Annotated in this window: 19 protein-coding genes; all 19 read left to right on the top strand. The window is 64.8% G+C overall.

Annotated features, from left to right (window positions below; genetic code table 11):
• Nucleotides 1-25 precede the first annotated feature (25 nt).
• Nucleotides 26-2,203: a 3-hydroxybutyrate oligomer hydrolase family protein gene (locus M1D44_RS08080; RefSeq protein ID WP_316853741.1), complete on the top strand. Its 2,178-nt coding sequence runs from the start codon at nt 26-28 to the stop codon at nt 2,201-2,203.
• A 170-nt stretch (nt 2,204-2,373) separates the two neighbouring features.
• Nucleotides 2,374-4,962, top strand: coding sequence for an ATP-dependent chaperone ClpB (gene clpB, locus M1D44_RS08075; protein ID WP_316853740.1), 2,589 nt, complete (start codon nt 2,374-2,376; stop codon nt 4,960-4,962).
• A gap of 1,274 nt (nt 4,963-6,236) precedes the next feature.
• Nucleotides 6,237-7,256 (top strand): sulfate ABC transporter substrate-binding protein, encoded by a 1,020-nt coding sequence (locus M1D44_RS08070; protein WP_316853739.1) that lies wholly within the window; start codon nt 6,237-6,239, stop codon nt 7,254-7,256.
• A gap of 37 nt (nt 7,257-7,293) precedes the next feature.
• Complete coding sequence (gene ssuE, locus M1D44_RS08065; RefSeq protein ID WP_316853738.1) at nt 7,294-7,926, top strand: NADPH-dependent FMN reductase; 633 nt, start codon at nt 7,294-7,296, stop codon at nt 7,924-7,926.
• Nucleotides 7,927-8,042: 116 nt separating this feature from the next.
• Entirely contained in the window at nt 8,043-9,035 is a 993-nt protein-coding gene (locus M1D44_RS08060) for a sulfonate ABC transporter substrate-binding protein (protein WP_024975861.1), read from the top strand.
• A 5-nt stretch (nt 9,036-9,040) separates the two neighbouring features.
• Complete coding sequence (locus tag M1D44_RS08055; RefSeq protein WP_316853737.1) at nt 9,041-10,072, top strand: sulfonate ABC transporter substrate-binding protein; 1,032 nt, start codon at nt 9,041-9,043, stop codon at nt 10,070-10,072.
• Between the two features lie 27 nt (nt 10,073-10,099).
• On the top strand, nt 10,100-11,263 hold the full coding sequence (gene ssuD, locus M1D44_RS08050) for an FMNH2-dependent alkanesulfonate monooxygenase (protein WP_316853736.1): 1,164 nt from the start codon (nt 10,100-10,102) through the stop codon (nt 11,261-11,263).
• 15 nt (nt 11,264-11,278) lie between these two features.
• Nucleotides 11,279-12,085: an aliphatic sulfonate ABC transporter permease SsuC gene (gene ssuC / locus M1D44_RS08045; RefSeq protein WP_316853735.1), complete on the top strand. Its 807-nt coding sequence runs from the start codon at nt 11,279-11,281 to the stop codon at nt 12,083-12,085.
• 19 nt (nt 12,086-12,104) lie between these two features.
• Nucleotides 12,105-12,944, top strand: a complete 840-nt coding sequence (locus M1D44_RS08040; protein WP_024975857.1) for an ATP-binding cassette domain-containing protein — start codon at nt 12,105-12,107, stop codon at nt 12,942-12,944.
• 70 nt (nt 12,945-13,014) lie between these two features.
• A complete protein-coding gene (locus M1D44_RS08035; RefSeq protein ID WP_024975856.1) occupies nt 13,015-13,230 on the top strand; it encodes a TOBE domain-containing protein in 216 nt (71 codons plus the stop codon).
• Between the two features lie 41 nt (nt 13,231-13,271).
• Nucleotides 13,272-14,150, top strand: coding sequence for an EAL domain-containing protein (locus M1D44_RS08030; RefSeq protein ID WP_316853734.1), 879 nt, complete (start codon nt 13,272-13,274; stop codon nt 14,148-14,150).
• Between the two features lie 10 nt (nt 14,151-14,160).
• A complete protein-coding gene (locus tag M1D44_RS08025; protein WP_316853733.1) occupies nt 14,161-14,835 on the top strand; it encodes an RBBP9/YdeN family alpha/beta hydrolase in 675 nt (224 codons plus the stop codon).
• 118 nt (nt 14,836-14,953) lie between these two features.
• Nucleotides 14,954-15,868 carry a sulfate ABC transporter permease subunit CysT gene (gene cysT / locus M1D44_RS08020; RefSeq protein ID WP_024975853.1) on the top strand — a complete coding sequence of 305 codons (915 nt, stop codon included), beginning with the start codon at nt 14,954-14,956 and terminating at the stop codon, nt 15,866-15,868.
• Nucleotide 15,869: 1 nt separating this feature from the next.
• The gene (gene cysW / locus M1D44_RS08015; RefSeq protein WP_316853732.1) at nt 15,870-16,850 is read left to right on the top strand and encodes a sulfate ABC transporter permease subunit CysW; all 981 of its coding nucleotides are present in this window, start codon (nt 15,870-15,872) and stop codon (nt 16,848-16,850) included.
• A complete protein-coding gene (locus M1D44_RS08010; protein WP_024975851.1) occupies nt 16,847-17,956 on the top strand; it encodes a sulfate/molybdate ABC transporter ATP-binding protein in 1,110 nt (369 codons plus the stop codon). The genes cysW and M1D44_RS08010 overlap by 4 nt, the downstream gene beginning before the upstream one ends.
• 41 nt (nt 17,957-17,997) lie before the next feature.
• Entirely contained in the window at nt 17,998-18,957 is a 960-nt protein-coding gene (locus tag M1D44_RS08005) for a CysB family HTH-type transcriptional regulator (protein WP_024975850.1), read from the top strand.
• Between the two features lie 135 nt (nt 18,958-19,092).
• A complete protein-coding gene (locus M1D44_RS08000) occupies nt 19,093-20,367 on the top strand; it encodes a sensor histidine kinase (protein WP_316853731.1) in 1,275 nt (424 codons plus the stop codon).
• Nucleotides 20,368-20,370: 3 nt separating this feature from the next.
• Nucleotides 20,371-21,207: a LytR/AlgR family response regulator transcription factor gene (locus tag M1D44_RS07995; RefSeq protein WP_112185041.1), complete on the top strand. Its 837-nt coding sequence runs from the start codon at nt 20,371-20,373 to the stop codon at nt 21,205-21,207.
• A gap of 68 nt (nt 21,208-21,275) precedes the next feature.
• Entirely contained in the window at nt 21,276-23,012 is a 1,737-nt protein-coding gene (locus M1D44_RS07990; protein ID WP_316853730.1) for a thiamine pyrophosphate-binding protein, read from the top strand.
• The last annotated feature ends 53 nt before the right edge of the window (nt 23,013-23,065 follow it).

Below are 23,065 nucleotides of genomic sequence, written 5' to 3'. Positions count from 1 at the left end.
CCATCCATAACGAGAAGGAGACGCAATGAAACCAACCCGAACGGCGCGCCTGCGACGGCACGTCTTCGCAAGCAACCTCATCGCGGCCGGTGCCGTGCTGCTGGCCGGCTGCGGTGTGCTGAGCGCTTGCGGCGGCAGCAATGATGGCAACAACGTACCGGGCAATACCAAGCCGGCCTTTGCCGGCAAGGTGACCATCAACCGGTACGACGGCGTGTCCGACGATCTGTTGACCGCCGGCCTGGGCGCAAGCGGCCTGGCTTCGGCCACCGCGCCGACCATCGCCAACCCGGCAGCGCCCACGGCAGCTGAGCTGCGTCGCCTGGCGATCTATGCCAACTACCGTGCGCTGGTCGACACGGCAGCCAAGGGCGGCTACGGCACGCTTTATGGCCCGAACGTCGATGCCAGCGGCAACGTCACACAGGGCTCCGGCATGATCGCCGGGACGGAATACGTGACGTACTCCGACGACGGCACAGGCCAGCAGAACGTGGTGCTGCTCGTGCAGATTCCGGACAGCTTCGACGCCAACAACCCCTGCATCATCACCGCCACCTCGTCGGGCTCGCGCGGCATCTACGGCGCGATTTCCACCGGCGAGTGGGGCCTCAAGCGCAAGTGCGCCGTTGCCTATACCGACAAGGGCACAGGCGCCGGTCCGCACGATCTGGCTACCGACACCGTCGCCCTGCAGGACGGCACGCGCACCACGCGCACCGCAGCCGGGTCCAACGCGCACTTTGCCGCGCCGCTCACCAGCAGCCAGTTGTCCGCTTTCAATGCTGCCACGCCGAACCGGCTGGCGTTCAAGCACGCGCATTCGCAGCGCAACCCCGAGAAGGATTGGGGTCTGTTCACGCTGCAGGCCGTGCAGTTCGCGTTCTGGGCGATCAACGACAAGATCGCGGGAGCCAGTGGTGCGCTCATTGGCAGCGCGTTGCCGGTGCGTCCGGACAACACCATCGTCATCGCGTCGAGCATTTCGAACGGCGGCGGCGCGGCCATTGCGGCTGCCGAGCAGGACACCGGCGGGTGGATCGACGGGGTGGCCGTCGGCGAGCCTGGCCTGAACCTGCCGCCCAATACCGGTGTGCAGGTGGTGCGCGGTGGCACGACGCTGCCGACCACCGGCAAGCCGCTGTTCGACTACGTGAGCTACGCCAATGTATTCCGGCTCTGCGCGGCGTCGTCTGCGAGCGTTGCCACCGCACCGGCGCAGGCGTTCTTTACGAGCCTCACGACGTTCCCGGCTGGCGCGCAGGCTAATCGCTGCGCAGCGCTCAAGGCGGCCGGGCTGCTGACGTCCACCACGGCAACTGCCCAGGCTGACGAAGCCCTGCAGAAGATGCGCGCCTATGGTTGGGAGCCCGAGTCGGACCTCGTGCATGCGTCGATGTCGTTCTACGAGATCGACCCATCGGTGGCGACCACGTTTGGCAACGCACTCTCGCGCGCCAGCGTGACCGACAACCTGTGCGGGCTGAGCTTCGCGGCAACTGACGCGTCGTTCCATCCGACGGCGGTGAACGCCACGGCGCTCGCGCAGATGGCGGCGCTCGGCAACGGCATTCCGCCCACCTCCGGCGTGCAGCTCGTCAACAACAACGCGCAGGGCGGCCCGACGCGCAGCAACCAGTCGGTGGACTCGACCGGCACGCAGGCCGCCAACCTCGATGGCGCGCTGTGCCTGCGCAACCTGCTGACAGGCGCCGATGCCGCCTCCCAATCGCTGCAGACCGGCATCAGCCAGACGCTGCGCACGGGCAATCTGCAGGGCAAGCCCGCGCTGATCGTGCAGGGCCGCAATGATGCGCTACTGCCGGTCAACCATGGCTCTCGGCCGTATCTGGGGCTGAACGCCAAGGTGGAGGGCGGCTCGAGCAAGCTGTCGTACATCGAGGTGATGAACGCGCAGCATTTCGACGGCTTTATCGACCTTGTGCCCGGCTATGACGCGCTGTTCGTGCCGCTGGTGCTGTATGAGCAGCGCGCGCTGGACGCCATGTACGCGAACCTGAAGAACGGCACGCCGTTGCCGCCGTCGCAGGTGGTGCGTACGACCCCGCGCGGTGGCACGCCCGGTGCCGCACCGGCCATCAATGCGGCAAACGTGCCGAACTTCACCAGCACGCCAGCGGCGGGCGACCGTATCTCGGTGAGCGTGTCGGGCGGTGTGGCGACGGTATCGGTGCCCAACTGATGCGCTAGCCGGGACGGTTTTGACGCACTTGGGACGGCGGCGTGGCCAGCAGGCGCGCCGCCGTTTGTTCTGGCGCAAATCTGCATCAAAACTCGCGTTTCCCTGCTTGAAAAGCCACCGAAGCTCCCTATCTTTCGGAGCAGTGAAACATTTTCCGCAAGGGGTTTTTAATGCGTTTGGACAAACTGACGACCCGCTTCCAGGAAGCGCTGGCCGACGCGCAGAGCCTGGCGCTGGGCAACGACAATCCGTACATCGAACCCGTCCACCTGTTACTGGCCATGCTGCGCCAGCCGGATGGCGCGACCAAGAACCTGCTCGCCCGCGCGGGCGTCAACACGGGCGCCCTCGACACGGCGCTGGACCGTGCCATCAAGCACCTGCCGCAGGTGCAGGGCGGTGAGCAGGTGCAGGTCGGTCGTGATCTGGGCAACCTGCTGCAGCAAACCGAGAAGGAAGGCATCAAGCGCGGCGACCAGTTCATCGCCAGCGAGCTATTCCTGCTGGCAGCTGCTGACGACAAGGGCGAGGCGGGGCGCATTGCGCGCGAACACGGCCTGTCGCGCAAGCCGCTCGAAGCCGCCATCGACGCCGTGCGCGGCGGCCAGACCGTCGGCAGCGCCGAAGCCGAAAGCCAGCGTGAAGCGCTCAAGAAGTACACCATCGACCTGACTGAGATGGCCCGGATCGGCAAGCTCGACCCCGTCATCGGCCGCGATGATGAAATCCGTCGTGCCATCCAGATCCTGCAGCGCCGCACCAAGAACAACCCGGTGCTGATCGGCGAGCCGGGCGTGGGCAAGACGGCCATCGTCGAAGGCCTGGCGCAGCGCATCATCAACGGCGAGGTGCCTGAAAGCCTGAAGAACAAGCGCGTGCTAGTGCTCGATATGGCGGGTTTGCTTGCCGGTGCCAAGTACCGTGGCGAGTTCGAGGAACGCCTGAAGGCCGTGCTCAACGACATCGCGAAGGAAGAGGGCCAGACCATCCTCTTCATCGACGAAATCCACACCATGGTGGGCGCGGGCAAGGCCGAGGGCGCGATGGACGCCGGCAACATGCTCAAGCCGGCGCTTGCTCGCGGCGAGCTGCATTGCATCGGCGCGACCACGCTGGACGAATACCGCAAGTACATCGAGAAGGATGCCGCGCTGGAGCGACGCTTCCAGAAGGTGCTCGTGGGCGAGCCGAGCGTGGAGGCGACCATCGCCATCCTGCGCGGCCTGCAGGAAAAATACGAACTGCACCACGGCGTGGAGATCACCGACCCGGCGATCGTGGCCGCGGCGGAACTCAGCCACCGCTATATCACCGACCGCTTCCTGCCGGACAAGGCCATCGACCTGATCGACGAAGCAGCGGCGCGCATCAAGATGGAAATCGACTCGAAGCCCGAGGCGATGGACAAGCTCGACCGCCGCCTGATCCAGCTCAAGATCGAGCGTGAGGCCGTCAAGAAGGAAACCGACGAAGCCTCGCAGAAGCGCCTGGAGCTGATCGAGCAGGAAATCGAACGCCTGCAGAAGGAATACGCAGATCTGGACGAGATCTGGAAGGCGGAGAAGGGCGCCGCGCAGGGTGCGGCGACGCTCAAGGAAGAGATCGAAAAGATCAAGCTTGAGATCGCCAAGCTGCAGCGAGAAGGCAAGCTCGACAAGGTGGCCGAGTTGCAATACGGCAAGCTGCCCGAACTGGAAGGCAAGCTCAAGGCCGCCACTGCCGCCGAGTCTGCCGGCCAGAAGCAGCCGAACAAGCTACTGCGCACGCAGGTGGGTGCCGAAGAGATTGCCGAAGTCGTCAGCCGCGCTACGGGCATTCCCGTGGCGAAGATGATGACCGGCGAGCGCGAGAAACTGCTCAAGATGGAAGACCGCCTGCACGAGCGTGTGGTCGGCCAGGACGAGGCCGTGCGTCTGGTGTCGGACGCCATCCGCCGCTCGCGCGCCGGCATCGCAGACGAGAACAAGCCCTACGGCTCGTTCCTGTTCCTGGGCCCGACGGGCGTCGGCAAGACCGAGCTGTGCAAGGCGCTGGCCGGCTTCCTGTTCGATTCGGAAGAGCACCTCATCCGCATCGACATGAGCGAGTTCATGGAGAAGCATTCCGTGAGCCGGCTGATCGGCGCGCCCCCGGGCTATGTCGGCTATGAGGAAGGCGGCTACCTGACCGAAGCCGTGCGCCGCAAGCCGTACAGCGTGGTGCTGCTCGATGAAGTGGAGAAGGCGCACCCGGACGTGTTCAACGTGCTGTTGCAGGTGCTGGATGACGGTCGCCTGACCGACGGCCAGGGTCGCACGGTGGACTTCAAGAACACGGTGATCGTGATGACGTCGAACCTCGGCTCGCAGCTCATCCAGCAGATGGTGACCGAACCGGCGGATGTGATCAAGGGTGCGGTGTGGCAGGAAGTGAAAACGCATTTCCGGCCCGAGTTCCTGAACCGGATCGACGAGGTGGTGGTGTTCCACGCGCTGGACCAACGCAACATCGAATCGATCGCGCGCATCCAGCTCAAGCGCCTCTCGGCACGTCTGGCGCAGATGGACTTGGCGCTGGAGATCAGCGACGAGGCGGTGGCCAAGCTGGCATCGGCGGGTTACGACCCGGTGTTTGGGGCACGGCCGTTGAAGCGGGCCATCCAGCAGCAGCTTGAGAATCCGGTGGCACGGATGATTCTGGAGGGCAAGTTTGCCCCGAAGGATGTGGTGCCGGTGGATTATCGGGATGGGCAGTTCTCGTTTGATCGGGTTGTGCACTGAGGCTACGTTAGCGCTTCGAAAAGCCGCTCTGGGTTCGCCAGAGCGGTTTTTTTTTGTGCTTTGTTTGTGGTGCATCCCTTGTTTCACCCCCTGCCGGGGGCGACTCACTTTCTTTGTCTTGCCAAAGAAAGTAAGCAAAGAAAGGCGCGCCCGAGATGGCGACTTCCCCTTGAATTTATGTCGCAGAGAGGGGAAGGGAAAAACTCGCTGCGCTCAGACAGTTTCCCTTCCTTTTTCCTCTCTGCAACAGAAATTCAAGGCGCCATCTAGGGCAAGGTACGGCCACACCATCGAAGCACAACCGCAGTAGTGGGATGTGCGGCAAGACGCGAGGCAAAGCAGTAAGAACAGGTTGAGATAGCGAGCGAAGCGAAGCAGCACACCGCACGAAACGAAACTCCGACAGGACACGCAAACCACCGGTTTGGTCGGTGACGTTCCTGCCCTTGATGGCGCCTTCAATTTTCGTAAGCGGGCGGAAAAAAGGCGGGGAACTGTTTGAGCGCAGCGAGTTTTCCCCGCCTCCGCCCGGTTACGAAAATTGAAGGAGTCTTTCGCCATCTCGGGCGCGCCTTTCTTTGCTTACTTTCTTTGGCAAGACAAAGAAAGTGAGTCAGCCCCGGCAGGGGATGAAACAAGGGATGCACCACCAACAAAAAAAAGACCGCCCCCAGGCAAGCAAGCCCCGCACGCCACCACAAAACCCGACCCCAAGGGCTCCAGGTAGCCCCCGACGCCGCGACTCCAAAACCCTCAAGCCCCACCCCAAAACCCTCAACCTCCACCCTCCAAGGTTCAACCTCCACCCTCCAAGGCTCGAACTTCACCCTCCAAGACTCGAACGCCACCCCAAAACCCTCGCTCTCGCCCCTCCGACATTCAAATCGCCCGACAAAATCAGCCAGCCTCGACCCTCCAACACTCAAGCGTCACCCAAAAACCCTCAAGCTCCACGCTCCAACACCCAAGCTCCACCCAAAAACACTCGACCCAACGTCTCTCCAAGGCCCGGCCTCTACCCAAAACCCCCGGAGTCCCGCTGTCCGAGGCCTAAGCTCGGCTCTTTAACACCCAAAGCCGAGGGTTTGACCCTCAAGCGCCACGCTCGCCCCCCCGCCTGAAGCCCTTTGCCCCGCATCCGCGCAGCCCCAATCCCCGCCTTTATGCAAAAACCGATGAACATTCCCTGAAACCATTCGTTCCCCGCACAAGACACGCTCGGTAGTCTTGCTCCTATTCCAAATCCATCAGAGATCAGAAACGGAGCCTGCAAGATGATTCGCAAGTTTGTTTTCAACACGCTGGTACGTGCTACGGCGGCTGCCATCGTGGCGGGGGGAACCGTGGGTGCGCATGCGGCAACGACGCTGCTGAATGTGTCGTACGACCCGACGCGCGAGCTGTACAAGGAAATCAACGCCGAATTCGCCAAGAAGTGGAAGGCTGAAACGGGTGAGGACATCACCCTGCGCGCTTCGCATGGCGGTTCGGGCAAGCAGGCGCGGTCCGTGATCGACGGGCTGGATGCCGATGTGGTGACGCTGGCGCTGGGCTACGACATCGACGCGATCGCCGAGAAAGGCCTAACGGCTAAGGACTGGCAGAAGCGCCTGCCGCACAACGCCTCGCCGTACACCTCGACCATCGTCTTCCTGGTGCGCAAGGGCAACCCGAAGGGCATCAAGGATTGGAGCGACCTGGTCAAGCCGGGCATTGCCGTCATCACGCCCAACCCGAAGACCTCCGGTGGCGCACGCTGGAACTACCTTGCCGCCTGGGCCTATGCGCTCAAGCAGCCGGGCGGTTCGGATGCGACGGCCAAGGACTTCGTGCAGAAGCTCTACAAGAACGTGCCGGTGCTCGATTCGGGCGCGCGCGGTGCGACCACCACCTTTACCGAGCGTGGTATCGGCGATGTGCTGATCGCGTGGGAAGACGAGGCGCTGCTGGCCTCGCGCGTGGAGGGCAAGGACAAGTTCGACGTGGTGGTGCCGTCCATCTCCATCCTGGCCGAACCGCCGGTGGCGGTGGTGGACAAGGTGGCCGACAAGAAGGGCACGCGTAAGGCTGCGGAGGCGTATCTCAAGTTCCTGTACTCGCCGCAAGGGCAGGAGATTGGCGCAAAGAACTTCTATCGCCCGACCGACCCGGCAGTGGCCAGGAAGCACGAGAGCGAATTCCCGAAGGTGAAGCTGGTGACGATCGACGACACGTTCGGCGGCTGGCAGAAGGCGCAGAAGACGCACTTTGCCGACGGCGGGCAGTTTGACCAGCTCTATCAACCGGGCAAGTAAGACCCAAGCGACGCAACAACATCGAGTGATCCGCATCATGCAAATCCTGACCATTTCCGGAAGCCCTTCAGCGCAATCGCGGTCTGCGCGCTTGCTGGGCCACGTGCGCGCGCAACTCGAACGCGCCGGCGAGCGGGCGGATCACCTGGATCTGCGCAGCCTCCCAGCTGACGCCTTGCTCGGCGCGCAGGTCTCCGACCCAGCCATCGCCGACGCAGTGGCGCGGGTGGAAGCGGCCGAGGTGGTGATCCTGGCCACGCCGGTCTACAAGGCGGCCTACAGCGGCTTGCTGAAGACGTTTCTCGATCTGCTGCCGCAGAGCGGACTGCGCGACAAAGTTGTGCTGCCAATCGCCACCGGCGGCAGCCTGGCTCATACGCTGGCGATCGACTACGCGCTGCGCCCGGTGCTGACGGCATTGGCTGCGCGCTCGATCCTGCCGGGCATCTTTGCGGTCGACTCGCAGATCGTCGTGGCCGATGACGGCGTCACGGTCGACCCATCCCTCCAACAGCGCCTGGACGACGGCGTGGAGCGCGTGCATCAGGCGCTTGCGCTGGCACGGCATCCGACCGTGGCGCAGGTGATTGTCTCCAGCCGCAGCGCCGCACGTGCCGCCGCACTGATCCACGCCCAGGCCGACACTGGGCGAATGCGATGTCTGGCGTGATGCGCTGAACGCGCCGCCCTTACACACGCAGCCAACTTTTTCCCGTTGTTGTCACGCCGCGCAGCCTCTGCGCGCGGATCGTGCCGCCCATACACACCGCATCCACCAATTTCGCCATGAACACCCACTCGCCCCTGCGCAGGACTTTGACCATCGCCGCCACGCTGCTTGCCACGCTCGGCGCCCCTGCCGCATTCGCCAACAGCGATGCACCGCCCCCGACCGCCGCCAAACAACTGCGCATCGGCTATCAGAAATACGGCACGCTGACCGTGCTCAAGGCACGCGGCACGTTGGAAAAGCGCCTTGCCGCACAAGGCATCGAAGTGAAGTGGACGGAGTTTCCCGCCGGCCCGCAGTTGCTGGAAGGCCTGAATGTGGGTGCCATCGATTTCGGCACCACGGGTGAAGCGCCGACGATCTTCGCGCTGGCTGCCGGGGCCCATCTCGTCTACGTCGGCAACCAGCCGCCCGCGCCGGCCGGCGAGGCGATCATCGTGCCGAAGAATTCGCCGCTCAAGAGCGTGGCCGATCTCAAAGGCAAGCGCGTCGCCTTCAACAAGGGCTCGAACGTGCATTACCTGCTGGTGAAGCTGCTGGAAAAGGCCAATGTGCCTTACAGCGATATCCAGCCCGTGTACCTGACACCCGCCGATGCGCGTGCCGCCTTCGAGCGCGGCGCCATCGACGCGTGGGTGATCTGGGACCCGTTCTTTGCCGCGGCCGAACAGCAACTGGGCGCGCGCGTGCTGGCCGATGGCACGGGCGTGGTCAACAACTCGCAGTATTTCCTGGCATCGAAAGGCTATGCGGGTGCCCGGCCCGATGTGCTGAACATCGTGCTCGATGAACTGAAGAAGACCGACACCTGGGCGGCTGCAAACGCGGCGGACGTGGCGACCATCCTGGGCCCGCAACTGGGGCTGGAGCCGGCCGTGGTGGCGCGTTCGGTGTCGCGCATTGCGTACGGCATCCAGCCCGTGGGCGCCGAGGCGTTGGCTGACCAGCAGCGCATTGCCGATACGTTCCACGCGCTCAAGCTGATTCCGCGCCCCGTCAAGGTGGCTGATTCTGCGTGGCGGCCCACCACGCAGCAAGCCGCGCGCTGATTGCCATGAGCATCGATACCCAACGCCGCCGTCTGTTGAGCGCTTCCGTGGCGGGCGCATCGCTGGCCACCTTCGGCCCGGTCGCGCACGCCGCCAATGCCGCCGCTGCCGCAACTGCGCAGGCGGGCCTACCCAAGGTGACGCCGCCCGCGCAACTGCGCATCGGTTTCCAGAAGAGCGCGGTCAACCTCGTCATCGTGAAAGAGAACCGGGCGCTGGAGCAGCGCTTTCCGGGCACCAAGATCAACTGGCTGGAGTTTCCCGCCGGGCCGCAGCAGCTTGAAGCGCTGTCCGCGGGCAGCCTCGATCTCGCCATCACGGGCGATACGCCGCCGGTGTTCGCGCAGGCGGCGGGCAAGGACCTGCGCTACGTGGGCGTGGAGCCGCCCAAGCCGGATAGCTCGGCCATCCTCGTGCAGCAGGATTCGACGCTCAAGACGCTGGCCGATCTGAAGGGCAAGCGCGTGGCCCTGCAGAAGGGTTCGAGCGCGCATTTCCTGATCGTGCAGGGCTTGCAGAAGGGCGGGCTGAGCTTTACCGACATCCAGCCCGTGTATCTCACGCCGGCCGATGCGCGTGCCGCCTTCGAACGCGGCAGCGTCGACGCCTGGGGCATCTGGGATCCGTACTACGCCGCCACGGAACTCGCCATCAAGCCGCGCGTGCTGGCCACCGGGCGCACGCTGTCGTCGAACAACTCGTTCTACTTCGCGCCGACGGCTTTTACCGAGAAGCACGGCGACACCATCGCGGCGATCTTCGCGGAGCTGTCGCGTGCCGACCGGCTCGTTCAGGAGAACCGCAAGGAAGCTGCGCAGCGCATTGCCGATTTTTCCGGCCTGTCGCTGGCGACGGTGCACCTGTTCCTGTCACGACGGCCGCCTTCACCCGTGAGGCCCGTCACGCCCGAAGCGGTGGCCGAGCAGCAGCGTGTGGCCGATGCCTTTCATGGGCTGGGGCTGATTCCACGCCCGGTCAAGCCGATCGAGCTGGTCTGGCATCCGACGCTCGCACAACTGGCGATTGCCCAACGCTGAATACGATTCACGATTCGAGGAGTTGTCATGCAAGTTTTCTGGTTCATCCCGACGCACGGCGACAGCCGCTATCTCGGCACCGCCGAGGGCGCCCGCCAGGTCGATCACACCTATCTGCAGCAGGTGGCCGTGGCCGCCGATACGCTCGGCTACGAGGGCGTGCTGATTCCCACCGGCCGTTCGTGCGAAGACCCGTGGATCGTGGCCGCCAGCCTGATCCCGGTGACGAAGCGTCTGCGTTTTCTGGTCGCGGTACGCCCGGGGCTGATGGCGCCGACGCTGGCTGCGCGCATGGCTGCCACGTACGACCGTCTGTCGAATGGCCGCTTGCTGGTCAACCTTGTCACGGGTGGTGACCCTGCAGAATTGGCCGGCGATGGCCTGTTCCTGGACCACGCGCAGCGTTATGAAGCGTCGGAAGAGTTCATCCGCATCTGGCGCGAAACACTGGCGGCAAGCCATGAAGGCGCTGCGGTGGATTACACCGGCAAGCACCTCAGCGTGAAGGGCGCAAAGGTGCTGTATCCGCCAGTGCAGCGGCCGCATCCGCCGGTGTATTTCGGCGGGTCGTCGGAAGCGGCGCATGAGCTGGCAGCGGAACAGGTCGACACGTATCTCACCTGGGGCGAACCGCCTGCCGCCGTGGCGGAGAAGCTGGCCGACGTGCGGGCGCGTGCTGCCAAGCATGGCCGCACCGTGCGCTTCGGTATCCGTCTGCACGTGATCGTGCGCGAGACGGAAGACGAGGCCTGGGCTGCCGCCGACAAGCTCATCAGCAAGCTCGACGACGACACCGTTGCGCGTGCGCAAGAGGCCTTCCGCAAGATGGATTCGGCCGGCCAGCAACGCATGGCTGCGCTGCATGCCGGCGGCGTCAAACGCACGCGCGCCGATCTGGAGATCAGCCCGAACCTGTGGGCGGGTGTGGGGCTGGTACGCGGCGGTGCCGGCACGGCGCTCGTGGGCGATCCGCAAACCGTGGCGGCACGCATGCAGGAATACGCCGAGCTGGGCATCGATACGTTCGTGCTGTCCGGTTATCCGCATCTGGAAGAGGCCTACCGCTTTGCCGAACTGGTGTTCCCGCTGCTGCCGCGCTCGGTGCGCGACAAGCTGCCCGGCAACGTGCTCAACGGGCCGTTTGGCGAGGTGATCGCCACCGGCATCGTGCCCCGCGTGTCGGCAAGCTGAGCCGGGGACACGGTAATGGCATCCGCATCGAAATCGAAGGCAAACACCTTCCTGCGTACCGCCCGGCAACGACTGGCGCCGTGGATCGTGCCGCTTGTGCTGTTGGTGCTGTGGCAGGCCTCCGCGCAGTGGGGCTGGCTGTCGAACCGCATCCTGCCGGCGCCGCTGGACGTGGCGAAATCCGCTGTTGCGTTGGCGTGTTCAGGCGAGCTGTGGACGCACGTGGCGGTCAGCACATGGCGCGCGCTGTTGGGTTTTGCCATCGGCGGTTCGTTGGGGCTGGCGCTGGGGCTGCTGACCGGCACCTTCCGCACGGCCGAGACGCTGCTCGACACCACGCTGCAGATGGTGCGCAACATCCCTGTGCTGGCGCTGATTCCGCTCGTGATCCTGTGGTTCGGCATCGATGAGTCGGCCAAATTGTTCCTCGTGTCGCTGGGCGTGTTCTTCCCGATCTACCTGAACACGTATCACGGCATTCGCTCGGTCGATCCGGCCCTGGTGGAAATGGCACGCAGCTACGGCCTGTCGCGTGCGCAGTTGTATCGCGAGGTGATCCTGCCCGGTGCGTTGCCGCAGATCCTGGTGGGCGTGCGTTTCTCGCTCGGCCTGATGTGGGTGACGCTGATCGTGGCGGAGACGGTTTCTGCGCAGGCGGGCATCGGCTACATGACGATGAATGCGCGCGAGTTCCTGCAGACCGACGTCGTGTTGCTCGGCATCCTGCTGTATGCGTTGCTTGGCAAGCTGGCGGATTGGTTGTCGCGCGGGCTGGAACGTTACTGGCTGCGCTGGCACCCCGGTTATCAAGCAGCGGCCTGAGGCTGAATTGGAGAGACGCATGCAAAGCAACGCCACTGAACACGCCGCGCTGGCCGGCACCGCCTTGCACATCGAACACGTCGTCAAGCGTTACGGCGATCGTGAAGTGCTGCACGGCATCGATCTGGACATCACGCCGGGCGAGTTTGTCGTTATCGTCGGGCGCAGCGGCTGCGGCAAGAGCACGCTGCTGCGGCTGATTGCCGGGCTGGAAGGCATTGACGATGGCCATCTGCGCCGCGACGGCGCAGCCGAAGACGGCCTGCACGACGATGCCCGTGTGATGTTCCAGGACGCACGCCTGCTGCCCTGGAAGAAGGTGCTCGACAACGTTGCACTCGGGCTGCCGAAAGCGCAGCGCGCTCAAGCCGCTGAAGTGCTCGCACAAGTGGGGCTGGCCGAGCGGGCAGGGGAATGGCCGGCACGCCTGTCGGGCGGGCAGCGCCAGCGTGTGGCGTTGGCGCGCGCGCTCGTGCATCGACCGCGCCTGCTGCTGCTGGACGAACCGCTGGGTGCGCTGGACGCGCTCACCCGCATCGACATGCAGAACCTCATCGAAGGCCTGTGGCAACGCCTTGGCTTTACCGCCGTGCTCGTCACGCACGATGTGGCCGAAGCGGTAGCGCTGGCCGACCGCGTGGTGCTGATCGAAGACGGCCGCATTGCGCTGGATGAACGCATTGATCTGCCGCGTCCGCGCCATCGTGGTTCGCCCGCGTTTGCGCGGCTGGAAGAAGCCATCCTCAACCGCGTGATGCAGCGCAAGATCGATCCGAACGAAGTGACCGATGTGCGTTCGCACACGGCGTGGGCATCACCCTTTGACGTGTCCGCCACTGCTGTGCGCTGGGCCGTGTAAGCCGGCGAAACCCGTTCTCCTGAAAACATTCATTGGCACGTAGTGCCGTTGTCATCTAAGAAGGAACATCATGAGCATCCAAGCGATTAACGTACGCAACCAGTTTCGCGGGCAGATCAAAGAGATCATCCGGGGCGACGTGCTCTCGGAGATCGACGTGGAGACCCCGGCCGGCATCGTCACCTCGGTCATCACCACGCGCTCGGTCGACAACCTCGGCCTCAAGATCGGTAGCGAAGTGGTTGCGCTGGTGAAGGCGACTGAAGTGTCGATCGCCAAGTTGTGACGGGGGAGGAGGAGGCGACTTTTTTTCAGGAGCCCATCCCGATGAGTCTGATGCACACCACCGCAGTCGCACAATTTCTCGGCACGCTGCCGAGCGCCCCGACGCCGGACCGCCAGTTGTGGCGCGACGCCGCCGGCCGGGTGCAGGGCCAGTTCTTCCATTGCGCGCTTACCAGCCTGTTTGAACCGGTCTGGCAGCTTGCCGCCGATGGCGCGCTCGCACCCGCCGGCCACGAAGCGCTGATGCGCACCTGGACACGCGACGGCGATCTCGGCCTGAACCCGTGGAAGGTGTTTTCGCTGGCGTCGGATGACGGCACGCTGGTCGAACTGGATCGCCTGTGCCGGCTCGTGCATACGCTCAACTACTTCTCCCGCACCGACGCGCAGCGGCTTGTTGTGAACGTGCACGGCCGGTTGCTCGCGGCGGTGGCTGCGGACCACGGCAAGGCGTTCCATCGCGCGGTGACGGCGCTCGGGCTGCATCCCGATCAGTTCGTCATCCAGGTGCCGTCCACGGCCAATGACGACTTGGGGCTGCTGCTGTTCGTGGTGGATAACTACCGGCGCAACGGCTTTGCCGTGGCGGTGCAGGCATCGGACCCGGCAGAAGCGGGCGCGCTGCTCGTGCATGCCAAGCCGGCGTACCTGAAGCTGGATGCCCGGCGTGAATGGCACGCGCGGCATGTGCTGTCGCTGGCCGATTCCGCACGTGAGCTGGGCGTGACGCTGGCATTGCGCCGTTGCGAACGCCCGAGTGATCTGGAGTTGGCGCGGGCGGCCGGTATCGCCTATGTGCAGGGCAGCATCCTGCCCGCAGCCGAGCCCGAGCCGGACGCTGTACCCACGCCACTGGTGATACCGATGGCGCAGGCGCCGCTGGTGCAGCAGCAGTGCGCCGGCATTTCTCTCACGCAATGAGCACGACCCCATGGCACGTAGCGCAGCCGTAATCGCATCGGATGCACCCGACTGGCAGTGGCCGGCAGACGCCGTCATCCTGACCGTTCCTGGTTTGCATGGCAGCGGCCCCGGCCACTGGCAGTCGCGTTGGGAGCAGCGGTTTCCAAACTGGCGCCGCGTGGAGCAGACCGACTGGTCAACGCCCGACCTGCCGCGCTGGTCTGCCCGGGTGGGCGAAGCAGTGCACGCGGCGCTGGCCGAGCGCCCGCCAACGCGCACGCGGCGCCCCGTGATCTTGGTGGCGCATAGCTTCGGCTGCCTGGCGGCGCTGCACTGGACGGTTCAGACAAAGGAAGCGGTGGCTGCGGTGCTGCTGGTCGCGCCGGCTGATCCGGACAAATTCGGTGTGCGCGATCTGCTTCCGGACCACGCTTTGCCGTTTCCCGTCACGCTCATTGCCAGCCGCAACGACCCGTGGATGCCGCAAGGCGGTGCCATCGACTGGGGCGCACGCTGGGGTGCCGAGTTCATTGACGCTGGCGAGGCTGGTCATATCAACGCTGACTCCAACCTCGGCGACTGGGACGCTGGCTTGACGGTGCTCGATCGCCTGATCGGCCGTGCAAGTGCACAAGACACCACCCGCGACGGCGCCGACTGGCAAGCCCAGTGGGATGTCTTACCGAGCACTCCTTATATCTAAAACGATGATGCACATGCGCAAATATTCGTTTTCGTCATAAGAACAGTTCGCCACAATCGGTTCATCTGCATATCGGCCGCAGTGTTTTTGCCCTGCGGCCCTTTTTATCGGTGCGCTGATGAGCCTGTCTTCTGCGTTTTCTTTGTCCCGGCGGCGTAAGCCTGCCAATGTGCTGCCCGGTTTCGGGCTGGCGCTGGGCTTTTCGCTGCTGTACCTCGCGCTGATCGTCCTGATTCCGCTGTCGGCGACCGTCCTCAAGACGTTCACCATGACGTGGGATGCGTTCTGGACGACCGTTACCGCGCCGCGCGTGGTGGCGTCGTACAAGCTGACCTTTGGCGCATCGCTGATCGCGGCAGTGATCAACCTCGTGTTCGGGCTGATCGTGGCGTGGGTGCTGGTGCGCTATCGCTTTCCGGGCAAGCGGCTGATCGATGCGCTGGTGGATCTGCCGTTTGCGCTGCCGACTGCGGTGGCCGGTATCGCGCTCACCGCGTTGTACGCGCCGAACGGCTGGATCGGCTCGCGACTGGAGCCGCTGGGGCTGAAGGTCGCGTTCACGCCGCTGGGCATCGTGGTGGCGCTCACGTTCATTGGGCTGCCGTTTGTCGTGCGCACGGTACAGCCGGTGCTCGAAGATCTGGAGGCCGAGTTGGAAGAGGCGGCAGCCAGCCTTGGCGCCACGCGCTGGCAGACCTTCATTCGCGTCGTCCTGCCGACCTTGCTGCCTGCTTTGCTGACGGGTTTTGCGCTGGCCTTTGCGCGTGCCACGGGCGAGTACGGCTCGGTCATCTTCATCGCCGGCAACATGCCAATGGTCTCCGAGATCACGCCGCTGATGATCTATTCCAAGCTGGAGCAGTTCGATTACGCGGGCGCCACGGCCATTGCCGTCGTCATGCTCGGTCTCTCGTTCACGCTGCTGCTGGTGATCAACCTGCTGCAGGCCTGGACGCGCCGACGCGGCAATCGCAACGACGCCATCGAGCGCGCACCCGAACCCTTGACCGCCAATGCGGCAGCAGGAGCCTGACATGGCCGGTACTGTTTCCCGTCATCTTGGTCACGCGCAGGCTGTTGGCCGTCGTGGCGCCACCGCAGAATCGGCCTGGGTGCGGGCCACGCTGATCCTCGTATCGTTCGTGTTCCTGGCGCTGTTCCTGTTCGTGCCGCTGGCGAGCGTGTTTGTCGAAGCGTTCAAGAAGGGCATCGTCGTGTATCTCGAAGCGCTGGTCGAGCCGGATGCGCTCTCGGCCATCGGCCTCACGCTCACGATTGCGGCGATTGCCGTGCCGCTGAACGTGGTGTTTGGCGTGGCGGCGGCGTGGGCGATTGCCAAGTTCGAGTTTCGCGGCAAGAACCTGCTGCTGACGCTGATCGACTTGCCGTTCTCGGTGTCGCCCGTCATTGCCGGGCTGATCTACGTGCTGCTGTTTGGCGCGCAGGGCTGGTTCGGGCCATATCTGTCCGACCACGATTTCAAGGTCATCTTTGCTGTGCCGGGCATTGTGCTGGCCACCGTGTTTGTCACGTTCCCGTTTGTGGCGCGCGAGCTGATTCCGCTCATGCAGGCGCAGGGCAGCGAAGAGGAAGAGGCCGCCATCGTGCTCGGCGCTTCGGGCTGGCAGACGTTCTGGCGCGTGACGCTGCCGAACATCAAGTGGGGCCTGCTGTACGGTGTGATCCTGTGCAACGCGCGGGCGATGGGCGAGTTTGGTGCGGTGTCGGTGGTGTCGGGCCACATTCGCGGGCTGACCAACACGATGCCGCTGCACGTGGAGATTCTCTACAACGAATACAACTTTGCGGCCGCGTTTGCCGTGGCTTCGCTGCTGACATTGCTGGCGCTTGTAACGCTGGCACTGAAGACGCTGGTCGAATGGCGCAGCCGCCGCGAGCTGGCCGATGCAGATGCCGGCGTGGGTGAAGGCCCGGGCGCACGCGTTGCACCGTCCTCATCGATTTCGAATTCGCACGTCTCCGTGCAATCTCCGCTGGAGGTGAACGCAGCATGAGCATCCAGGTTCAACACATCACCAAGCGCTTCGGCAATTTTGTTGCCCTCAACGATGTCTCGCTCGATTTCAAGCAGGGCGAACTGACCGCGCTGCTGGGCCCCTCGGGCTGCGGCAAGACCACGCTGCTGCGCATCATCGCGGGGCTGGAGCATGCGGATTCGGGCAGCATCCATCTGAATGGTGAAGACGCATCGGACCAGCATGTGCGCGAGCGCCAGGTGGGCTTCGTGTTTCAGCACTACGCGCTGTTCAAGCACATGACGGTGTTCGAAAACGTGGCGTTCGGCTTGCGCGTGAAACCGCGTGCGCAGCGGCCAAGCGAAGCACAGATCCGCGCGAAGGTGAAAGAGCTGCTGGAGCTTGTGCAGCTTGACTGGCTGGCTGATCGCTACCCGCCGCAACTGTCGGGCGGACAACGCCAGCGCATTGCCCTGGCGCGCGCGTTGGCGGTGGAGCCGCGCGTATTGCTGCTCGACGAGCCGTTCGGCGCGCTCGATGCCAAGGTGCGCAAGGAGCTGCGCCGCTGGCTGCGCCGCCTGCACGACGATCTGCACGTCACCAGCTTGTTCGTCACGCACGATCAGGAAGAAGCGCTGGAAGTGGCCGACAACGTGGTGCTGATGAACCGCGGCGAGGTAGAGCAGGTCGGCAGCCCCGATGCGGTCTACAACACGCCGGCCACGCCGTTCGTCTACGGGTTCCTCGGCAACGTCAATCTCTTCCATGGTCGCCTGGAAGAAGGCGAGGGCGGAAGCGTGCTGCACGTGGGTGATTCGGCCATTGCCGTGCCGTCGGGTGGTGTCGATTCTTCGCGTGCCGATCAGGCGGTGGCCTTCGTGCGCCCGCATGAAATCGATCTGGAGCGCTACGCGCCGGGTGCCGAGGGCATTCCCGTCATGCTGCGCCGCGCGCTCACGCTTGGCGCCATTGCCCAGCTTGAGCTGGAACGCGAAGACACCGACGACATCATCGAAGTCTCCCTGCCCATCGAACGCTTCCGGGCCGAGGGCTTCCGTGAAGGCGAAACACTGGTGGTGCGCCCGCGCGCCATTCGCGTGTTCGCGCAAGGTGCACGGCCGGCCGCCGCGCAGCCGACCGCATAACGCGCCGCTCCGACGACAACCAATACGAGAGGACACGAGCCATGAACTTCCAGCAACTGCGTTCCATCCGCGAGGCGGTGCGCCGCCAGTTCAACCTGACCGAAGTTGCCAACGCGCTGTACACATCGCAGCCCGGCGTGTCGCGGCAGATCCGCGAGCTGGAGGATGAGCTGGGCGTGGAGATTTTCGAGCGCTACGGCAAGCGGCTGACGGGCCTGACCGAGCCGGGCCGCGAGATCGTGCGCATTGTCGAACGCCTGCTGCTCGAAGCCGAAAACCTGCGCCAAGCCGGCGAGGAATTCTCCGGCCGACAATCCGGCCGCCTTACCGTGGCGACCACGCATACGCAGGCCCGCTATGCACTGCCGAAGGTGGTGCAGTCGTTCCGCAAGGAGTATCCGCACGTTACGCTGGCGCTGCAGGAGGCATCGCCCTCGCACATCGTCGAACTGCTGCTGACGGGGCAAGCCGATATCGGCATCGCTACCGAGGCGGTGGCCAACGAGCCGGGCCTGACGTCATTCGAGGCGTACCGCTGGCGTCACGTGCTGGTGGTCAGCCCCGACCATCCGCTGACGAAGAACCCGCTCCCTACGCTCGAAGACGTGGCGCAATACCCTCTCATCACTTACGACGCGGGTTTTACGGGCCGCCGCAACATCGACGCTGCATTTGCCGGCGCCGGACTGCACCCCGAGATTGTGCTGACCGCCATGGACGCGGACGTGATCAAAACCTATGTGGCGCTGGACGTGGGCGTGGGCATCATCGCCTCGATGGCCTACGACGGACGCAAGGATGACAACCTCGTCTGCATTGGCGCAGATCACCTGTTCGAGCCGAATACCACGCGCGTGGCGGTGCGCCGTGGCGCGTATCTGCGTGGCTATGCGCATGACTTCATCGGGATGTTTGCGCCGCACCTCTCCCGTGACACGGTGGCGGAGGCGGTGGCTTCCACGGTGTTGTCGCAGTCCGCACGGGAGGCGCTGGCGGCTTAACGGTTGCGTGGGCGGCGCCGGTGGCGCGCCGTTCATCCGCTCAATGCCGCCATTCGTCGCATGCCTGTGGCGCCCGCCCGGGCGCCATTCCTATACTGCGGACATCCTCGGCACCACGCCGGCCCACCCGCGCTGATGCGGGAAACCCCACGCTTCAACGCCGGAGAACCGTCCGGTAAGATCGCCCGCATGTTCGCCAATGTGTCCTTCCCTTCGCTTGCCGATTGCGTTCACCTTGCCCGGCGCTGGGTGATCCGCTACGCCGTCATCATCGTCATCAATACGCTGATCGCGGCCGTGCTTGCGTTCGGCATCCGGCCAGAAGAGACCTTCTGGAAAGACTTCGTTTTCAGCCAGGCGATCGGGCTGTCGATGTTCTCGCTGATCGGCATACCGCGCCATGTGCTCTGGGGCGACGGCCCGCCCAACAAGAAGGTGTTTCCGTGGATCATCGTGGGCGCGGTGCTGATCGGCGTGCCCCTGGGGCAGTGGATTGCGCGGACGATCCTGTGCCTGCACAACCCGAACCCGGAACCCTGGCGCGCCGACAGCCTGCGCATGAGTTTCATCATCGCCATGCTGGCTGCGCTTGGCGCAACGTATTACTACTGGTCGCGCGGCAAGCTGGCCGCATTGCAGCGCCAGGCTGCGCTCGATGCGCTGGAGCGGGAAGAAGCCGAAAAGCAGATCGTGCGCGCGCAACTGATGGCGCTGCAGGCGCAGATCGAGCCGCACTTCCTGTTCAACTCGCTCGCCCACGTGGATGTGCTGATCGCACGGGACCCGGCCGCCGCGCGGCGTTTGCTGCAGCATTTGATCGGTTTTCTGCGCAGCTCGCTCTCGCACGCACGCGCCGAGCAGTGCACGCTGGCGCAAGAGTTTGCGCTGCTGCGCGCGTATCTCGACATCCAGGCGTTGCGCTTTGGCAGTCGCCTGCGTTTCTCCTTGGCGCTGGACGATGCCATCGCCAACATCGTCATCCCGCCGATGCTGATTCAGCCGCTGGTGGAAAACGCCGTGGTGCACGGCATCGAGCCGGCGCGCGAGGGCGGGGAGATCGCCCTGTCTGCTCGCCTGGCTGCCGGCAGCGAGGGCGAGCGGCTCGTGCTGGAAGTGCGCGACACGGGTGTCGGTTTCGGCAACGACGGCGCCACGGGCTCCGGGCTGGGGCTCACGCACGTGCGTGAACGCTTGTCGCGTCTGTTTGATGGCGACGCACGCCTGACGATTACGGAGACCGTGCCGCACGGCGTGACGATCATCGTCGAATTGCCGCTGGCGCACGAAGCGACGCCTGCACCGTCTCAAGCCGACGCGCCGGAATGGCGCTGCCGCTTTTCTCGCTCAACCTCCCGCTCAACCGCCAACGCCACCGGCGCGCTCTCATCGCGCGCATCCGTCGGAACCTGATCGATGCCTGCTTCCCCACGCGTGCTCATTGCCGACGACGAACCGGCACTGGCTGAAAACCTCGTCGCCGAACTGGCGGCGCTATGGCCCGAGGCCGCGTTGCTGCCGGCCGTGCACGACGGCCAATCCGTGCTCGACGTGATTGACGATGCGGCTGACGGGCAGGACCCCGATGTGGTCTTTCTCGATATCCGCATGCCGGGTTTGTCGGGCATTGATGTGGCGCGCGAGCTATCGCAGCGGGAAGTTCGTCCGCTGGTGGCGTTCGTTACCGCATATGACCAGTTCGCGCTCGACGCCTTCGAGCAAGCCGCGGTCGACTATGTGCTCAAGCCCGTGCAGACCGAGCGCTTGGCCGAGACCGTCAAGCGGCTGAAGGACCGCCTCGGCACGCGCCTGAGCGCCAACGCCAACGCGCCTGCCGTGACCGATCCCGCGCAGACGCTGGCGGAACTTGTCGAGCGCCTTGCCGGCCTGCAGGGCGCCGCGCAAACGCGAGCCACGCCGCAGGGCGGCTATCTGCGCTTCATCAAGGCGCTGGTCGGGCAGGAAGTGCGCTTCATCCCCGTGGATGACGTGATCTATCTGGAAGCGACCGACAAATACGTCAACGTGGTGGCAGGCAGCGGCGAATCGCTCATTCGCACCAGCCTGCGTGACCTCCTGACCCAGCTCGACCCGGAGCACTTCTGGCAGGTGCACCGCGGTACGGTGGTCAACGTGGCGCATGTATCGAGCGCCGTGCATCTGTCGCTGGGCCGCCTGGGGCTGAAGATACGCGGGCGCACCGAGACGCTGCCGGTTGCGCGGCAATACGCGCATTTGTTCCGGCAGATGTAGCCGCCGCAGCGGCGTGTTCCGCTATGATCCCTTGTGTCGTCAACGGATCGAGAGCGAGACTACCCGCCATGGAGACACCAGTCGCACGCCACGCCAGCAACGTTGCCGAGCCACGCCACGGCGGCCAGATTCTTGTTGATGCACTGCTGGCCCATGGCGTCGACATGGCCTTTGGCGTGCCCGGCGAGAGCTATCTCTCGGTGCTCGAAGGCTTCTACCAGCGCCGCGACCGCGCGCGCTTCATCGTTTGCCGGCAAGAGGGCGGCGCCGCCAACATGGCGGATGCCTACGGCAAGCTCACTGGGCGGCCTGGCATCGTCTTCTGCACACGCGGGCCGGGCGCCACCAACGCCAGCCTTGGCGTACACACCGCGTTTCAGGACTCCACGCCGCTGATCCTGTTCATCGGGCAGGTCGGCCGTGACTTCGCCGACCGCGAAGCGTTTCAGGAAATCGACTACCGCCGCATGTTCGGCCAGATGGCCAAGTGGGTCGCGCAGATCGATAGCGTCGAGCGCATCCCCGAATACATCGCACGCGCGTTCCAGACCGCCACCGCAGGCCGCCCCGGCCCGGTGGTGCTGGCGCTGCCGGAAGACATGCTGACCGAGGTTGCCGCCGTGGCCGATGTGCCGCCCGAGGTGGCAACGAAAGCGCGCGCGATGGCGTGGCCCAGCCCGCACGACCTGGCCCGCCTGAAGACGCTGTTGCAGAACGCCGAGCGCCCGATGCTGCTGCTGGGCGGTTCCGGCTGGACGCCGCAAGCCGCCGCCCGCATGCAGGCCTTTGCCGAGCGGTGGAATCTGCCCGCAGGCTGCGTGTTCCGCCGGCAAGACCTGTTCGACAACCGCCACCCGAATTACGCCGGCGATGTCGGCATCGCCATCAACCCGAAGCTTGCCGCGCGCGTCAAAGATGCCGACTTGGTGCTCGCCATCGGCACACGGCTGGGCGAGATGACGACCTCGGGCTACACGCTCTTCGATGTGCCCCGCCCAAAGCAGACGCTCGTCCACGTGCATGCCGGAGCGGAAGAGTTGGGACGCGTCTACCAGGCGGATCTGATGATTCACGCGTCGATGCCCGCGATTGCCGAAGCGCTGGATGGTGTAACGCCCGACTCGCCCGACACCCCGCCGCGTTGGTCTGCCTGGACAGAAGCGGCCAACGCCGATTACCTCGCCAACATCGTGCCGCCGCCGTTTGGAGGCAAGGGCATCGACATGGCCCGCGCGATGCGATGGCTGCGCGAGCGTCTGCCGCAAAACAGCATCCTGACCAACGGCGCGGGCAACTACGCCACGTGGCTGCATCGGTTCTATCAATACGGCGCGCTGGCGGCAGGCTCGCGCACGCAATTGGCGCCGACCAGCGGGGCGATGGGCTATGGCGCGCCCGCCGCGGTGGCGGCCAAAATCGTCTGCCCCGACACGCCCGTCATCTGCATGGCTGGCGACGGTTGCTTCCTGATGAACGGCCAGGAACTGGCCACCGCCATGCAGTACAACGCGCCGGTCATCTTTATCGTGGTCAACAACGGCATGTACGGCACCATCCGCATGCACCAGGAACGCGAGTACCCCGAGCACGTGAGCGGCACGGAGCTGCGCAACCCCGACTTCGCCGCATTGGCCAGAGCCTACGGCGCCGAAGGGCACACGGTGCGCTCGCTCGAAGGCTTCCAGTCGGCTGTGGAGTCGGCGCTTGTTGCAAGCGTTGCCTCCGTCATCGAGGTGCAGACCGATCCGAACATCATCAGCCCACGCGCGACGATCGATTCGTTGCGTGCACAGTCGCGCAGTTGAATCCGCTTTCGCTTTTCGTTTTTTGTTTTTGCCAACGCCAAACCATCCATTGC

Source organism: Ralstonia sp. SA306 (assembly GCF_054792405.1).
Note: the sequence above shows the minus strand (reverse complement) of the source record. Positions and strands in the feature narration are given on the sequence as shown.

Bases quoted from the DNA above. Each gene is read 5' to 3' on its own strand.
- M1D44_RS08080 (WP_316853741.1), top strand. From the start codon at position 26: ATGAAACCAACCCGAACGGCGCGCCTGCGACGGCACGTCTTCGCAAGC.
- clpB (WP_316853740.1), top strand. From the start codon at position 2,374: ATGCGTTTGGACAAACTGACGACCCGCTTCCAGGAAGCGCTGGCCGAC.
- M1D44_RS08070 (WP_316853739.1), top strand. From the start codon at position 6,237: ATGATTCGCAAGTTTGTTTTCAACACGCTGGTACGTGCTACGGCGGCT.
- ssuE (WP_316853738.1), top strand. From the start codon at position 7,294: ATGCAAATCCTGACCATTTCCGGAAGCCCTTCAGCGCAATCGCGGTCT.
- M1D44_RS08060 (WP_024975861.1), top strand. From the start codon at position 8,043: ATGAACACCCACTCGCCCCTGCGCAGGACTTTGACCATCGCCGCCACG.
- M1D44_RS08055 (WP_316853737.1), top strand. From the start codon at position 9,041: ATGAGCATCGATACCCAACGCCGCCGTCTGTTGAGCGCTTCCGTGGCG.
- ssuD (WP_316853736.1), top strand. From the start codon at position 10,100: ATGCAAGTTTTCTGGTTCATCCCGACGCACGGCGACAGCCGCTATCTC.
- ssuC (WP_316853735.1), top strand. From the start codon at position 11,279: ATGGCATCCGCATCGAAATCGAAGGCAAACACCTTCCTGCGTACCGCC.
- M1D44_RS08040 (WP_024975857.1), top strand. From the start codon at position 12,105: ATGCAAAGCAACGCCACTGAACACGCCGCGCTGGCCGGCACCGCCTTG.
- M1D44_RS08035 (WP_024975856.1), top strand. From the start codon at position 13,015: ATGAGCATCCAAGCGATTAACGTACGCAACCAGTTTCGCGGGCAGATC.
- M1D44_RS08030 (WP_316853734.1), top strand. From the start codon at position 13,272: ATGAGTCTGATGCACACCACCGCAGTCGCACAATTTCTCGGCACGCTG.
- M1D44_RS08025 (WP_316853733.1), top strand. From the start codon at position 14,161: ATGGCACGTAGCGCAGCCGTAATCGCATCGGATGCACCCGACTGGCAG.
- cysT (WP_024975853.1), top strand. From the start codon at position 14,954: ATGAGCCTGTCTTCTGCGTTTTCTTTGTCCCGGCGGCGTAAGCCTGCC.
- cysW (WP_316853732.1), top strand. From the start codon at position 15,870: ATGGCCGGTACTGTTTCCCGTCATCTTGGTCACGCGCAGGCTGTTGGC.
- M1D44_RS08010 (WP_024975851.1), top strand. From the start codon at position 16,847: ATGAGCATCCAGGTTCAACACATCACCAAGCGCTTCGGCAATTTTGTT.
- M1D44_RS08005 (WP_024975850.1), top strand. From the start codon at position 17,998: ATGAACTTCCAGCAACTGCGTTCCATCCGCGAGGCGGTGCGCCGCCAG.
- M1D44_RS08000 (WP_316853731.1), top strand. From the start codon at position 19,093: ATGCGGGAAACCCCACGCTTCAACGCCGGAGAACCGTCCGGTAAGATC.
- M1D44_RS07995 (WP_112185041.1), top strand. From the start codon at position 20,371: ATGCCTGCTTCCCCACGCGTGCTCATTGCCGACGACGAACCGGCACTG.
- M1D44_RS07990 (WP_316853730.1), top strand. From the start codon at position 21,276: ATGGAGACACCAGTCGCACGCCACGCCAGCAACGTTGCCGAGCCACGC.